The organism is Paenibacillus rubinfantis, assembly GCF_001486505.1.
Classification (GTDB): Bacteria; Bacillota; Bacilli; order Paenibacillales; family Paenibacillaceae; genus Fontibacillus; species Fontibacillus rubinfantis.
On sequence record NZ_LN909066.1, the window covers coordinates 1,242,826 to 1,255,376 of the forward strand.

Genomic DNA, 12,551 nt, shown 5'->3' on the forward strand with positions numbered 1-12,551 from the left:
GTTGACCGCCCTCCTCTTAGCCTTGCAGCGCTTTCCGCACGCTTAAGATGTACTTTGCCTGATCCAACGGATTGACGCCCCGCCGGGTCCGCTCAGCCTGAACATCCGGCGGGCAAGGTTCATAGCCAGCGAAGGAGGACGCAAACGTGCTGCGTCCTTTCGTATACGAGCTCAGTTCAATCGGATATTGAAGCGATGTCGAGAGCGGTACTTGGCCTTCGATCAGCACCCGCTCTCCCTGCAATTGCGGCGGCTCAAACCGGCCGCGCATCTGCACGAGGTCGTTCATCACCCGGCCGGCGTTCTCTTCAGGAACGACTAACCTAACGTGCAAGATCGGCTCCAGCAACTGCGTTCCGACTTTGGCTAGCCCGTCCATGATCCCCATCGGCGTCGCCACGGCAAAATCCAGCGGATGGGTGTGCCAAACATGATGCTGGCCATAGGTTAACGTCACCTTCAAATCGGTAACCTCCCAGCCATAAAGCCCTTGCTGCAGCGCTTCAGGAACGCGGCGCGCGACCTCGTTCTGATATTGCGGCAGCAGATCTTCATCGCGCACGTGGGCTTCATAGGTCAAGCCGCTTCCCCGCGGTCCGGGCTCAATTCGGAACCGCAGGATCGCCCAGCAGGGCTTCGGCATCGTATAGGCGATATCCCCTTCCCCCGCTTGCTTCGGCGTTTCTTTATAAATAACCGAGGGTTTGCCGAAGGTCACCTGCAGGCCGTAACGCGATGCCAATACGCTGCTTAAGACCTCCAGTTGGATCGGGCCCATCACCTTCACGTGCAGCTCCCGCTCGTCCTGCAGCCATTGCACGTCCAGCAGTGGATCCTCGTCGGACAGCTCCTGCAGCGCATCTGCCACGGCCCGGTATTCCGCATCGTTCGCCGGATGCGCCCGCACGGTGAGCAGCGGAACCGCCAGCTTGGCTTCCGCCGGGATCGCATCCGGACGCCCCAACACGTCGCCGATGCGAACATGGGACAAGCCGCAGACGGCGGCGATGTCCCCGGCCTGCAGCAGCCCGATATCCTCGGTTCGGTTGCCGTCAATTTTGCGAATTTGCGTCACCTTTTCGCTGAGGTTCAGGGTGTGGTTAAACACGGTATCGCGATTGCGGAGGCTGCCTTCATAGAGGCGCACATAGGCCATGCGCCCCATCGTCTTGTCGCGTTCGATCTTGAACACGACACCGGACAACGGGGACTCCGCATCTCCTCCCGCCAATGGAAAATAGCGCAACATCGCATCCAGCAGCGCCGCGATGCCGATTCCCTTCGCCGCCGCCCCATACAGCAGCGGGTAGATCCGGGCAGAGCGGGCCAGTTCCTCCGCACAGCGTTCCCAACGCTCCAGAGCGATGTTCTCCCCGTTTAGATAGGCCTCGAGCATCGCCTCGTCGCGCTCGGCCAACGCTTCGATCAAGCGAGTCCGCTCTGCCATGAGCGCTCCCGCCTCCCCTGCCTCGGCGGCAGCCGCCTCCCCATCGGCGCTCCACAAATCCGCCGCACCGTTGTAATCCTCCCACGTGCCCAGCGGATGCTGAACCGGAATGATATCTGCGGACAGGTAATTGCGCGCTTGGGTCAGCACCGCCTCGGGATCTGCGCCGACACGGTCCATTTTGTTGACGAACAGGAGCGTTGGAATTCGCAGCTTCGCCAGCGCGTTCCAAATCATTTCCGTCTGGGCCTGAACGCCTTCTACCGCGGATAGAACCAGCACCGCGCAATCCATTACGCGCAGGGAGCGCTCGACCTCAGACAGAAAGTCGACATGTCCCGGCGTATCGATCAAATTCACCTGCGTGCCTTTCCAGGTAAAGGTCGTCATCGCTGCGCGCACGGAAATGCCGCGCTGACGCTCCACCTCCAGCGAATCGGTTAACGCCGTGCCGTCATCCACACGACCCGGCATGCGAATCCGGCCGCTTTCGTACAAGATATGCTCCGTCGTTGTAGTTTTGCCTGCATCTACATGGGCGAAGATCCCCACGTTCAAACGAGGCATGTCCGTCATTTTCATGCTCCCGCTCATCGTTCACCCAAATACCACGCTAAGAACGCATCGGCGACAACCCTGCCTGCCGCTCCGTTCGGATGGGGATCGTATTCCGAGCTCATGAACTCCGGACGCAGCCGGTGATCCAGCGGCGCGGGTTGAGACAATAGCGCCGCCATATCAAATACACGGTCGACGCCCGGAAGCGAAGCGGAGCGGATGTGATCGTTGACCCGCCGCCATACCTGTTCCCGCTCCTCGCTGAAGTTAAACGGGGGGACGGTAAACAGGATGATGTCCACGGAGGGATCGTTTTGGCGCAGCTCGGTGATGATGGTGGTCAGGTCGGTTAACAGCTCGTCCGAAGTGCGGGCGCCGATATCGATATCGTTGACCCCAAGCGCCAACACGATCTGGGTAGGAGTTCCCAGATTATGCCCCCGCTTCACCTTGTTCAACCAAGCGCCATCCGCTGCGGCATCATAGGCTCTCGCCCAGCCGGAACCGAGATTCCATACGCCATAATCGCTCCCCAGGCCGTCGGCGATCCGCGCTACCCAGTATTCGTAACCGTCCCTGCGGGTTCTCACGCCTTGCGTGATCGAATCGCCAAGGAAGATGAGGCGTTGCCGTACCGGCTTCGCGCTGGCGATGAGCGCAGGCAGCACCAGCAGATTCTCCGAAGGGGCAAAGCCACCGGCATCTGCCGTATCAGCGCATGCCCCCGGCGCGTCAAAAGCCGTCACCAACATCTGTTCGGTGTTGTAAGGGACCGTTTTGCCTCCTGTTTCCGAGGAAATCGTCCAAGTAAAGGCCAGCAGATGCCCTTCCGGCAGGTCGATCTTAACCGGATCGCTCCAGAACAACGCCCCGGGGGCGACCGCTTTGGCTTCGCTGCCGCCGTCAAACGTGACGCGCACCTGCGAACCGGGTACAACGGAACCCTGAGGGACCTCGCCTCCGTCCGCAACGTAAGCGGCCTCGATTCGCCACTCCCCGCCAAACGCCCCGCCGCGGGCGACCGAACCGGTATCCCAGGTCGAGTCAATTGCGTTGCTGTGCCAGAACCGGAGATCCAGCGAACCGTGTTCTCTTAATTTCACGTAGGTTCGATAGGTATGAGTGAACTTCTCCGGGCGTTCCATAATATAATTGCATGCCGTCGAAACGACGGTAACCGAAGCATATTGATCCATCATTTGCTTGTTTCCTCCCCAGCTTACCTGATGTAAACGACTTCTTTTTAGATTCTACAACACGTTTGTTCAAATTGCTCGTCTTACCTCCCGATCGCCCGCTGCTCTCGAAATAGAAACTTTTACATGCGTGTAAGCGTCTAGACTACATAGGGTTTCTTGCGATGGGATATTGAAGGGAGAGCTTAGATTGAAAAAGAAAATCATGATGCTGCTATTAACGGCATGTCTTGGGCTGGGAACCGCCGGGGTTCATGCCGCTGAGAGTGCCGGCAGCACGGACCAGGGGAGCGGAAGCCGTTCGCTGAAAGAAGCGTTTAACGAGCTGGCGATCATTCCTTCCAACTATCAAGGCAAAGCGTTTATGCAAGGACAGAAAACGGATATTGGCGGGGATTACGAGGTCGTCCAGCGAAACGGGCGCGTCCTTGTGCCGATTCGGTTGATGGGATACCTGGCCGAGCATACCACCGGGGCGGATCAAGGATACTGGGACGTCGTCTGGAACGCAAAGACGCCTGATGACGTACTCCTCCAGAACTTACCGCTCAAGCGAACGGTCAAGTTCACGGTGAACAGTACGACCATGCTTGTTAACGGCAAATCGGTGAAGCTCGATGTGCCGCCGCAGAAGATCGGCGGGCGGGTTATGCTGCCCCTTCGGGATGCCGCGACCGCGCTCGGCAAGCAGATCGCTTGGCTGGACGGGCTGATCCTGATCGGCGATACATCGGTGGATCTCAAGCATCCGGATACGCTGGCAGTCAAAAACGCCATTAAAACGCAGCTTACCGATCAGCGAAATCGGGTGGATTACGAGAAGGTAGCCACCCCGTTAACCCAATTGGGAACCGACGTGTATTACCTGAAAACCGTTTACCTAAATAACGGCGCTTCCGTAGAGGAGCAACTCTTCCGGCAAACGGGAAGCAACAAGGCGACGCGGGTTCAAGTGCCCGGCAAACCGGTGTTTCATTCGGGGAAACGGATCGGTGATATTTTCTATTACGTGTCCACGGTGAGCAATCAAGCTTATCTATTCGCATATGACCTTAAAAAGCAGCAGCCGGAGAAAGTCGCCTCGCTTGGCGATTGGCGGCCGGAAGACGGGTGGCTGACGGAGGTTCGAAAATTAGATAACGAATTACTCGTTAACCTGCATGTCGGCGATTTGACGATGGGCGGGGACATGTTGTACCGGGTGAAGAACGGGGCGTTGGAGGAAGTCTTGTCCGCCAAAAGCCTGACTAGTGTCACCGCAGACCAGGAAGCTCTGTACTCCACCGATTTCCGGTTTATGACGGAAATGGCCAACAACTTAAGCCGGCTCGACTTGACCACCGGAGAGACGGCATTGCTTGGGGAGCCCGGATATGCGTACGGCGTTGCCCGCTCGGTGGAGGAAAACGGCGGGGTCGGGTTCAGGAGCGATTCCACGCTGGTGCTGAAGGACGGCGCACTATATGCGATCGGGTTTAATGACAGCGATCCGCAGGATCCCAACTCCGTGTACCGAATCGATACGACCGGCCGGAAGCATGTAAAGCTGGTCTCGGGCGCAAGCCAATTCTGGTTGACCGGCAAACAGCTCTATTATCTGGAGGAAAGCTCCGGCCGCTTGATGCGAACCGCGCTGAATGGCGGGGAAACTCCTGCCGCCATGTCGTCGCAGCGAATCTCCCAGCTCCAAATGTACGAGAACGTATTTTATTATACGTCCGTAGGCGACAAAGGGATGGAGCTATTCCGGTTAGACCCGACCACAGGCCAGGAGAAGAAGCTGGCGGCCCTGACGCCCGGCGCCACGGCTGATACGACCTTTGAGGTTAACAAATCCGGCGTCTATTACGTGAACCGCGGCTACGAGCCCGGCATTTACCACATCTCTTCCGACGGTAAGGAGCGCCGCTTGTCCAAGGATACCGTGGACCAGTCCGTACTGACCGATTCGGGTATGATCTACACACTGGTTTACAAAGAAGGAGTTTACTCGGTGAAATAAATAGAAGACGGCAAAAAACGGCGGCAGCCTTGAACTTCGTTGGTGTGAAGTTCCGAGGTTGCCGCCGTTTCGATTTCGCGCAGTTAGAGCACCCGCTGCAAAAAGGACCGGGTCCGCTCATGCTGCGGAGCTCCAAACAACTGCTCCGGCCGGCCGGATTCGATAATCTCCCCGTCCGCCATAAACATCACGCGGTCGGCCACCTCCCGCGCAAAGCCCATCTCATGCGTGACGACGATCATCGTCATCCGCTCTTCGGCCAGTTGCTTCATCACCTGCAGCACCTCGCCCGTCAACTCGGGATCAAGCGCGGAGGTCGGCTCGTCAAACAGCAGAAGCTCCGGGTTCATCATCAAGGCCCGGGCGATGGCGACCCGTTGCTTTTGTCCCCCGGACAGGTTAGACGGATAGACCTCGGCTTTATCCGACAGTCCAACCTTCTCCAGCAGCTCCGAGGCTTTGGCGCGGATTTCCGCAGCCGGCAGCCCTTTGACCAGCTTTGGCGCCAGCTCCAGATTGCCGCGCACCGTCAGGTGCGGGAACAGGTTGAAATGCTGGAACACCATGCCCATGCGGGTGGTGATTTCCTTCAGCTTGGCGCTGGCGGCGTACCGCCCGTCGTTCACCAGCGTTTCGCCGCCGATGCGGATACTGCCCCCCTCGATTTCCTCGAGATGGGCCAAGGCGCGCAGCATCGTGCTTTTGCCCGAGCCGGACGGTCCGATCACCGCAAGCACCTCGCTGGCTGCGACGTCAAAGGAGATGTCCTTGAGGACCTCCAGGTCGCCAAACGATTTTCGTAAATGTTCGACTTGTACGATTGCTTGATCCATGATACCCGTCCTCTACTCGAATTTGAACTTTCGCTCCAGCGCCTTAAACAGCACGGTAAGCACCAGCGTCATCAACAGGTATAGAACGCCCGCAAGCACGAACGGCACGATTGTAAAATCCCGGTTGACCGCCGTTTGCGCAAAATGCAGCAGCTCGGGGACGGCCACCGCGTAGAGCAGCGCCGTATCTTTCACCAGCGTGATCGACTCATTGGAGACGGCGGGCAGCGCGATGCGCAGCATTTGCGGCAGCACGATGCGCGTTGTCGTTTGCCAGCGGCTGAGGCCCAGCACCTTGGCGGCCTCGTATTGGCCTTTGTCGATCGCCAGCAAGCCACCGCGGAAAATCTCGGCGAAGTAAGCCGCGTAATTCAGCGTAAAAGCGACGCAAGCGGCGACGAACCGATCCATGACGAGATACTCGCCGATGACCGGGATCACCGGCAGCCCAAAGCAAACGAACAGCATTTGCAGCAGCAGCGGCGTGCCGCGCATGACATAAATATACGCCCCGGCAAACCAAGCGATCGGCTTAATCCGGCTGCGAACCATAAAGGTAAAGGCGAATCCCAGCGGAATCGACGTCACGATCGCCAGCACAAACAGCAAGATCGTTGTTTCGGCCCCCTCCAGCATCGGCCCCAGGATACTTAACAGATACTCCAGACTCATTGTCGCTCTCCTCGATATATACTTGGGATAACGCCTGCAGGCCTAACCGCGGCCAGCAAAAAACCGGATTCCGAAGCAATCCGGTTTGGCTTTGGCGGGTTCGTTCCTATTTCAGCACTTTATCTTCGCCGAACCATTTTTGCGAAATTTCCGATGCAGTACCGTCCTGGTTCAGTTCGTCCAGCGCCTTCTGCAGCTTGTTTAACAGCTCCTCATTGCCTTTCTTCACGCCGATGCCGTATTCTTCGGGCGCCAGCGATTCGTCCAGCAACTTAAACGTCCCTTCTTCTTTCGCCATGTAGTAACGCGCCACGACCTCGTCGATGACAACGGCATCAAGCCGTTTCGTCTTGAGATCGCTCAGCGCCAGCACGTTGTCCGGAAACTCGGAGACGTTTTTGATCTCGCTTTGGATCGGAGCTGCATCCAGTGCGTCTGCCGCGGAAGACAACGACTGCAAGCCCACCTCTTTGCCGGCCAGATCGCTGAGCTGCGTGATTTCGGAGTCGGCCAGCGTCACGACCACTTGGCTATTTTTCAAATACGGCTTCGTAAATAAGACCTTACCCTTGCGTTCTTCCGTAATCGTATATCCGTTCCAGATCAAGTCGATCCGTCCGCTGTTCAGCTCGGATTCCTTGGACGACCAATCGATCGGCTGGAAAGTAACCTCCATTCCCATTTTCTCCGCCGCGGCTTTCGCGTAATCAATGTCGAAGCCCACAATCTCGTTATTTTCGTCACGGAAGCCCATCGGTGCAAACTTATCGTCGATCCCAATCACCAGCTTATTAACGTCTTTTCCAGCCCCCGAACCCGAGCAACCGGCCAACATCGTTAATACCAGAGCCATCACAAGGCCCATCATGATCATCTTTTGGTTTGTTTTCATCTGTCTCTCTCCCCCTGAAGTTGAACTCTTTGTGTGCCTATGCACGTAGGTTCTTTTGCGCGTGGGTGCTTATAAACGTAGGTTCTGTTACATGTGTAGGTATCCCGCTGCATATGTGGGCTTATGTGTGCAGCCCGTTGCACGTGTGGGCTTATGTGTGCAGTCCGTTGCACGTGCGGGCTTGTTTGCATAGATCCCTTTATGCGTGTAGGCTTATGTGTGTAGAATCCCGTTGCACATGTGCGTTTATATCGTAGATCCCTCTATACACATGTTTACTTATATACGTATACTCCCGCACCTTGCGCTTTAGTTCGCTAATACGTTATCAGACTATCATGATACCATACTACCAAAGAAGAGTCGATAGGATGCGTAACGTTTGACAGAATCTGCCGCCTATTGTGACAGAACTTCGAACGGTCTATCACCGTTAAAATTATGACGATCAATCCTTCAATTTCGACTCTTGTGATTCGTTTCGGATCGTGCAAGGATAGAAGAAAGGGAGTAGAGAGTACCTAGATGTAATAGAGAATACATCTTTGTTTATTGAAAGCGTTTACCTTATGGATGAAAAGAGGGATATCTTATGAAGCAAGCAGACCACCCAATTACTACACCGCACCGAAATATCACCGTCAACCAGTTGGGCTACCCTGCGGAGACCGCTAAAGCTTTTGTTTACGCCGGAACGGGTGGTGGATACGAAATCGTTGACACGACTTCGGAAGAGATCGCCTACCGGGGAAGGACTGGTCCAGCACAGCGGGATGAAGCAACGGGGACTATGGTTTGTCGGGGGGATTTTGGCGATCTGAGAACGCCGGGAACCTATCAGATCCGCTTGAATGGTGAAAGCTCGGCCGTATTCACTATCAGTAGCAATCCCTATGCCGATTTGCAGCAGGGTTTGCTGAAGGGTTTTTACTATTTCCGCTGCGGCATGGAGCTGGAGGAAGCTTTCGCCGGCCCATGGAAGCACCACGCCTGCCATACTTCCGAAGGCATCGTGTACGATGATCCTTCCCTCCGTTTGGATAGCCGGGGCGGCTGGCACGACGCCGGCGATTACGGGAAATACACGGGACCGGGAGCCAAAGCGGTTGCCGATTTGCTCTTGGCTTACGAAGCAAATCCGCAAACGTTCGATCGGCCGATTCCGTTACCGGACAGCGATGGTCAGATGCCGGATGTGCTGCACGAATGCCGCTATGAGCTGGATTGGCTGTTTAAAATGCAAGATCCCCGGTCCGGTGGCGCTTTTCACAAGCTGACGACCAAGCAATTCCCCGCGTTGGACATGATGCCGGAAGACGACCGGGCGGACCTGTACTTTCTGCCCGTCTCCGCAACCGCTACTGCATGTTTGGCCGGTGTGATGGCGATGGCGGCTCGGATTTACCGGCCGTTCGACGACACCTTCGCCACCCGCTGCCTGCAAGCCGCCGAGCGTGCTTGGACTTGGCTGGAACGGACGCCGCCTCACCCGAACGGCCCCGGCTTCAAGAACCCGTCCGACGTCAGCACCGGCGAATACGGCGATCCGAGCGACTTGGACGAGAGGTATTGGGCCGCCGCCGAGTTGTACCGCACGACTGGCGAAGCGAGCTACCACGAAGCGTTTCGCGTGCTAGCTGCCCAGCCCTTCCCTAAATATGAGCTGGGCTGGACCAATATGAGCGGCTATGGGACGATCGCTTACCTGCTTAGTGCAGAGGCGGGGGTGGAGACAGACGCTGCTTGGGTCACCGCGCTGCGGAATGGGCTGATCGAGGAAGCGGATCAGTTGGCCCGTCGCTGCGCAGAGGACGGTTACCTGACCTCCTTGCGCCCAGAGGATTATATTTGGGGCAGCAACATGATACTCATGAATAATGCGATGCTCCTCTTGATCGCCGGTCATTTTGATGGCGGGGAGCGTTACCGGGAATTGGCCCTGGAGCATATCCATTATCTCCTGGGTCGTAACGTGCTGGATTTCAGCTACGTGTCCGGCTTCGGCGATCGCCCGGTGAATCGCCTGCACCATCGCCCGTCCGTGGCGGACGGGGTCGAGGCGGCCGTTCCCGGCCTGGTGTCCGGAGGCCCCAACCGCAACCTCAACGACGACTACATGCTGGAGCATCTGCAGGGCCAACCGCCGGCCCAGTGCTTCGCCGACCACGAATTAAGCTACGCCGGCAACGAAGTAACGATCTACTGGAACTCACCGGCCGTCTTCGTCGTATCGCATTTTGTGAAGTAACTTCTAAAGGACGCCGCAGGTCCTGCTCTCGTCATGCGTTTTCGAATGCACGATGGGCGGACGCCTGCGTGCGTCCTTTTGTATAGTTTGGCGGATTCTATATGAAATTTCATATAGATTGGACCGACGTGGTGCCATTTGTGGCGATTCTATATGAAATTTCGAATACATTCGCCGATTTCTCGCCTAAACCGGGGATTCTATATGAAATTTCATATAGATTGAGCTGACGTGGTGCCATTTGCGGCGATTCTATATGAAATTTCGAATACATTCGCCGATTTCTCGCTCAAATCGGGGATTCTATATGAAATTTCATATAGATTGGACCGACGTGGTGCCATTTGCGGCGATTCTATATGAAATTTCGAATACATTCGCCGATTACTCGCTCAAATCGGGGATTCTATATGAAATTTCATATAGATTGAGCTGACGTGGTGCCATTTGCGGCGATTCTATATGAAATTTCGAATACATTCGCCGATTACTCGCTCAAATCGGGGATTCTATATGAAATTTCATATAGATTGAGCTGACGTGGTGCCATTTGCGGTGATTCTATATGAAATTTCGAATACATTCCCCCGATTTCTCGCCCAAACCGGGGATTATATATGAAATTTCATATAGATTGAGCTGACGTGGTGCCATTTGCGGCGATTCTATATGAAATTTCGAATACATTCCGCCGATTACTCGCTCAAACCGAGAATTATATATGAAATTTCATATAGATTGAGCTAACGTGGTGCCATTTGCGGCGATTCTATATGAAATTTCGAATACATTCCCCCGATTACTCGCTCAAATCGGGGATTCTATATGAAATTTCATATAGATTGAGCTGACGTGGTGCCATTTGCGGCGATTCTGTATGAAATTTCGAATACATTCCGCCGATTACTCGCTCAAACCGAGAATTATATATGAAATTTCATATAGATTGGCCAGTGGCAAGTTAGTTAGTAGCAGTGAACTTATCAGTAGTATTAATCATATTACCTCATGCGGCGGGCGATCAGTGGCGAGTTACCTTGTGAGTTAAGTTGCAAGTTACCCTGTATAATGTGTGTTGTGAGTAACTATGTGAAATGTGTGTTGTGAGTAACCATGTGAAATGTGTGTTGAAAGTTACCAAGTGGCGATGGATGAGTCGCGAGTTACCATCGTGAAATGTAGTAGCAGATCTGAGTCGCGAGAGTTACTAATTTTGGATACACGCTGTGTCTTAAGGGTTGCCTGGTACGGGGCATGAGGTCATAGGTACAGTCTATCGGTATGAGGATGAGTTACAGTGTACGTGGTATTAGGTTCGAGGATGAGTTACACTGTACGCGGCGGCATGAAGTAAGGGAGATAAGATAGGAACGACAAGTCGCGAGCTTCGATCTACAAATTGCTAATTTTGGGGCCCTCCACCTTCGGGTACTCTTCATTGCCTACCAACTACCAGCTTTCCCTCTCACCGTGCCCTCTTCCCGCATCTATTTCTTTTCCTGCTAATTAACGCAATAAACCACCGTCCATTCACATCGGACGGTGGTTCAGGGTTGTTATTGCATGCGGTTCGCAACCGCTGCAAGGGCAAATTGCACGATCGGCGTGACGTCGGGTAAGCTGTGGGGGTGATGGCCCCCGCCCGGCTTGAGGATCGTCGACACCGTGCCGTCGTAGGCTCGCCAGGCGCGCTCCAGCACCGCGCCGTTCTCCTCGAACGGCACGTCGAGGTCGGCGTCGCCGGAGACGAGCAGCACCGGCACGCCGGCGCGCTGAGGCCGGCAAACAGCTCAAACACCTGTCGCTAATACACATCTAGAGGGGTATAGGAGACAGCGCCAGCGGCGGCGTCTCCATCTTGTTCGGGTTCGTATGCCCGACATGCTCCCGCCAGGCCGCATTCAGCACGGCTCGACGCTCGCCGACGAGCCGGATGAATTCGCTGTGGCCGCCTTCGGCCCAAGCCGGCACCCGCTCCAGCTCCAGATGGAAGACGCGGCTGAGGATCGTCCGGGCGATCACCCAATGCCCGTCTTCGTTCGGATGGATGCCGTCCCCGTAGCGATAACCCGGGTCCGCTTCCCGACGTTCACGGATCAACGCTCCCAACGGGGTGCGAAGATCCACCACCGTCAGCCCTTCCGCCTCGCCGTACTCCCGGACCCAAGCCGCATAACGATCCAGGACGGCATTATAATCGACATAAGGCCGCTCAAACGAATAATCGTCCATCCCGGCCGGCAACGCCGGCCCGCCGGTCGAAGTGACGTCAAACGGCGGCGGCGTCATCAGAATGACGCGGGCTCCGGCGCCGCGCACCCACTCTACGGCCCGGCGCACCCCGCTGCGGTAGGCATCGAAACGCTCTTCCCCCAACGGATGGTAGATGCCGTCATTCATCCCGTAGCAAATCAACGCCCAATCCGGCTGAGTTTCCGCCAAGGCGCGCTCCAGACGATCATGCACGCAGGGACGGGGAAACGGGTGATCCGCTTCACTGGTTCCCGCGGCGGTTTCGCTGCTGATCCCCAAATTAATCCACTCCAACCGGTGTTCCGGCAGGTGCTTCAAGAAAAATGCTTCCAAATTGCGGATATACGTCCCGTTATCCGTAATGCTGTCGCCAAAAAAGACGATCCGCTTGCGGAGCGGCAACGCAAGTAAGTCAGCGCTTTCATTTTCGTAAGTCAAAGCAGCCAACCC

The 12,551-nt window shown here is 55.7% G+C and carries 9 protein-coding genes; 2 read left to right on the forward strand and 7 right to left on the reverse strand.

What is annotated here, in order from left to right; genetic code table 11:
• Positions 1 to 16: 16 nt before the first annotated feature.
• On the reverse strand, positions 17 to 2,029 hold the full coding sequence (locus tag BN3277_RS23265; RefSeq protein WP_089153402.1) for a GTP-binding protein: 2,013 nt from the start codon (positions 2,027 to 2,029) through the stop codon (positions 17 to 19).
• Positions 2,030 to 2,037: 8 nt separating this feature from the next.
• Positions 2,038 to 3,204: an SGNH/GDSL hydrolase family protein gene (locus BN3277_RS23270; protein WP_059046776.1), complete on the reverse strand. Its 1,167-nt coding sequence runs from the start codon at positions 3,202 to 3,204 to the stop codon at positions 2,038 to 2,040.
• A 187-nt stretch (positions 3,205 to 3,391) separates the two neighbouring features.
• Here BN3277_RS23270 and BN3277_RS23275 point away from each other — a divergent pair, with 187 nt between their 5' ends.
• Complete coding sequence (locus tag BN3277_RS23275; protein WP_059046778.1) at positions 3,392 to 5,203, forward strand: stalk domain-containing protein; 1,812 nt, start codon at positions 3,392 to 3,394, stop codon at positions 5,201 to 5,203.
• Between the two features lie 83 nt (positions 5,204 to 5,286).
• On the opposite strand, the gene BN3277_RS23280 is transcribed toward BN3277_RS23275, so the two are convergent.
• The 3 genes from BN3277_RS23280 to BN3277_RS23290 all read right to left on the reverse strand — a co-directional run bounded on the left by BN3277_RS23280 (position 5,287) and on the right by BN3277_RS23290 (position 7,600).
• Complete coding sequence (locus BN3277_RS23280) at positions 5,287 to 6,036, reverse strand: amino acid ABC transporter ATP-binding protein (protein WP_059046781.1); 750 nt, start codon at positions 6,034 to 6,036, stop codon at positions 5,287 to 5,289.
• A 12-nt stretch (positions 6,037 to 6,048) separates the two neighbouring features.
• A complete protein-coding gene (locus BN3277_RS23285; RefSeq protein ID WP_059046782.1) occupies positions 6,049 to 6,708 on the reverse strand; it encodes an amino acid ABC transporter permease in 660 nt (219 codons plus the stop codon).
• A gap of 106 nt (positions 6,709 to 6,814) precedes the next feature.
• Positions 6,815 to 7,600 (reverse strand): amino acid ABC transporter substrate-binding protein, encoded by a 786-nt coding sequence (locus tag BN3277_RS23290; protein ID WP_059046784.1) that lies wholly within the window; start codon positions 7,598 to 7,600, stop codon positions 6,815 to 6,817.
• Between the two features lie 592 nt (positions 7,601 to 8,192).
• Here BN3277_RS23290 and BN3277_RS23295 point away from each other — a divergent pair.
• Complete coding sequence (locus tag BN3277_RS23295) at positions 8,193 to 9,848, forward strand: glycoside hydrolase family 9 protein (protein ID WP_059046786.1); 1,656 nt, start codon at positions 8,193 to 8,195, stop codon at positions 9,846 to 9,848.
• Positions 9,849 to 11,404: 1,556 nt separating this feature from the next.
• Here the strand turns inward: BN3277_RS23295 and BN3277_RS23300 are convergent.
• Positions 11,405 to 11,611, reverse strand: coding sequence for a hypothetical protein (locus BN3277_RS23300; RefSeq protein ID WP_059046788.1), 207 nt, complete (start codon positions 11,609 to 11,611; stop codon positions 11,405 to 11,407).
• A gap of 52 nt (positions 11,612 to 11,663) precedes the next feature.
• On the reverse strand, positions 11,664 to 12,539 hold the full coding sequence (locus BN3277_RS23305) for an SGNH/GDSL hydrolase family protein (RefSeq protein ID WP_059046790.1): 876 nt from the start codon (positions 12,537 to 12,539) through the stop codon (positions 11,664 to 11,666).
• Positions 12,540 to 12,551 lie beyond the last annotated feature (12 nt).

What these genes read in the sequence shown, in the direction of transcription:
- BN3277_RS23265 (WP_089153402.1), bottom strand. Translation starts at nt 2,029, where the DNA reads ATGAAAATGACGGACATGCCTCGTTTGAACGTGGGGATCTTCGCCCAT.
- BN3277_RS23270 (WP_059046776.1), bottom strand. Translation starts at nt 3,204, where the DNA reads ATGATGGATCAATATGCTTCGGTTACCGTCGTTTCGACGGCATGCAAT.
- BN3277_RS23280 (WP_059046781.1), bottom strand. Translation starts at nt 6,036, where the DNA reads ATGGATCAAGCAATCGTACAAGTCGAACATTTACGAAAATCGTTTGGC.
- BN3277_RS23285 (WP_059046782.1), bottom strand. Translation starts at nt 6,708, where the DNA reads ATGAGTCTGGAGTATCTGTTAAGTATCCTGGGGCCGATGCTGGAGGGG.
- BN3277_RS23290 (WP_059046784.1), bottom strand. Translation starts at nt 7,600, where the DNA reads ATGAAAACAAACCAAAAGATGATCATGATGGGCCTTGTGATGGCTCTG.
- BN3277_RS23295 (WP_059046786.1), top strand. Translation starts at nt 8,193, where the DNA reads ATGAAGCAAGCAGACCACCCAATTACTACACCGCACCGAAATATCACC.